The organism is Sporosarcina sp. P1, assembly GCF_002743155.1.
In the GTDB taxonomy this organism is placed as follows: domain Bacteria; phylum Bacillota; class Bacilli; order Bacillales_A; family Planococcaceae; genus Sporosarcina; species Sporosarcina ureae_B.
The window spans coordinates 1-2,444 of sequence record NZ_PDYS01000041.1 but is presented as its reverse complement, the minus strand read 5'-3'; the positions used below and the strand labels follow the sequence as shown (position 1 = coordinate 2,444).

The following is a 2,444-nucleotide window of genomic DNA, read 5'->3' as shown; positions in this document are numbered from 1 at the left end:
TCGCCCCAGCTTCCGCTTCAATCCTACGTGGATAGTGGAGGGACGAAGGTTAATCACTGTAGAAAGTGTAAATTATTGGTGCCTTTAAACTTGTTGAAGTTCCAGTTCCAGTTCAAGTGTAAGTGGCCGAGGTGAGTATGAGGGGATTGAAGCTCCAGCTGGCGGACGCTTTCTGGAGGGCGCGGCCCGAGCCTCCTCGTCCGCTACGCTTCCTGCGGGGTCTCGAACTCGCGCTGATCCTCCCAGAGTCGCCGCCAGCTTCCGCTTCAATCCTAAGTTGATGGTGGAGGCACGTAGATCAATCACTGTAGATAGTGTGTTAATTATTGTTGTCTTGGAACATAGTTAAGTTCAAAAGCAAGTGCTTTGGAGTGGTGAGTGAGTTTGTGAGTGTGAGGGGATTGAAGCTCCAGCTGGCGGACGCTTTCTGGAGGGCGCGGCCCGAGCCAAGTGAACAGCGAAGGGTTCGCTTTGCCGTATTTCTGTGTACTTTGCAGAAATTAAGGCACCTGTCCGGGGTCTCAAGGCGCACGCTGATCCTCCCGGAGTCGCCCCAGCTTCCGCTTCAATCCTACGTGGATAGTGGAGGGACGAAGGTTAATCACTGTAGAAAGTGTAAATTATTGGTGCCTTTAAACTTGTTGAAGTTCCAGTTCCAGTTCCAGTTCCAGTTCAAGTGTAAGTGGCCGAGGTGAGTATGAGGGGATTGAAGCTCCAGCTGGGGACGCTTTCCGGAGGGCGTGGCTTGAGCCTCCTCGTCCGCTTCGCTCCCTGCGGGGTCTCAAGGCGCACGCTGATCCTCCCGGAGTCGCCCCAGCCATAGGCGTCAACTTAATGAATAGTTAATCGGTTGTATGATTTGAAATGAAGTTTTTTTAAAAAAACTTTATTATTTTTAGACTTTCGAGTTTCGCTCCTATTTGTTTCGGGTATATATTTATAACAGGATTTGATTTTATGCATGCCAAATAAAATTCATTTCCCCCTATTTTTTTCTTTAGGTATTCCAACCGATAGGACTCGGTTCTTTAATATTTTTCCTTCCAATTGAACGAAGGATTCTTTCTAGACTTTCTAGGGTGTTTTGCCAGACCGTTTCATCACGGGCTCGCCAAAGCACCCATATTTTTTTGCCAACTTCTCGCATTGTGATCTGTTCACTCAAAATCAACCCTTCGTTTTTCCAGAAATGAATACGGAATTGGTAGGTAATCAATGTACTGAGAAGCAGCCTAATCAGCTCCACGTACAGATGAGATTGCCATCTTTCTATCTTCATTCTTCGAAAGTGCGCTACTTTAAAATCACTTTTCCACGATCTAAACAGAAGTTCAATTTGCCATCGATATCGATACAATGCGATAATTTCTTCCGCTGGGACTGTGGGTGGCAGATTGGATATCATCATGGAAACTCCTGACAAATCTCTGGATTTTTGTTTGATGATTCCTGGCTTTGTCCGGTTACGCACCGCGATTTTCTGGTCTTGACGACTTTGTTCCTTTTGGGTCATACGATATAAAATTAAGCGTGTGGGAATCTTGGAGTTGGCCCCCATATATACAAGAGGATATTCTTTATACTCTCCTCGGTTGATCGAAGGGAAAACACTTTCTATTAACAATCGTTCATATGCATATTTCTGCATAAGAGACCCGTCTGGATGGTACTGTGGGTTGGGATGGAGGGTATGGAATTGTGTATCGGCTTTGGCGCGAGAAACAAAGAACGCTTCCTTCTCATTTATCCCTTCTAATATCTTGAATTTAAAGTAGCCTAAGTCTTGTAAAAACACGTCATTCTTTTGTAGGTTTTGTAATCTATCCAACCCAGCAGGACCATCACCTGCTTTTCCTGGCTGTAAGTTGATATACAAAAAGCGCCCCGTGAGTAAATCAAATTCTATCTGGATTTTCACGCCAGCTCCCACACTTCCAGGATAGAATTCACTACAGTCCATAGATAACGTCACAGTAGTTCCATCTAATACTCGTATAGAGCGAAAAGGAATACTACTTCTAAACGGTATGGAGCTAAGCTCCAATGTCAATTGCGCATCATATAGAAGTAAGAATATTTTTTGTAAGAATAGGACCATAGGTTGGTTAATTCGTTTATTCAATGCCTGTTTGGATAAGTGAATATCGGAATTACCTAGGTCCCCACACATACCTGTTAATGAAAGGGTAGAAAGCACACCGGGTTTAGTAAAAATCATGTTTAAAAAAGAAATAAGCGTGAACTTCCGATTTCGTTGTATAAATTTTGTTTCTCTAGCTAAATCGTTCAATTCTTTTGGGTGGCAGAAGCTGAAATAACTGTTTTAATTGATAAACTGGATGATGCGGCTTCATAGTAGACTCCTCCTTTATTGGTTTTACTCTATAAATACCAACAAAGAAGGAAGTATAACCCTATATTTTTTCTTAAGTTGACGCCTATGG

1 pseudogene is annotated in these 2,444 nt (G+C 43.4%); it reads right to left on the bottom strand.

What is annotated here, in order from left to right:
- Window positions 1-997 precede the first annotated feature (997 nt).
- Window positions 998-2,299, bottom strand: a pseudogene (locus CSV73_RS16205) (IS4 family transposase); the annotation flags it as partial.
- Between the last annotated feature and the right edge of the window lie 145 nt (window positions 2,300-2,444).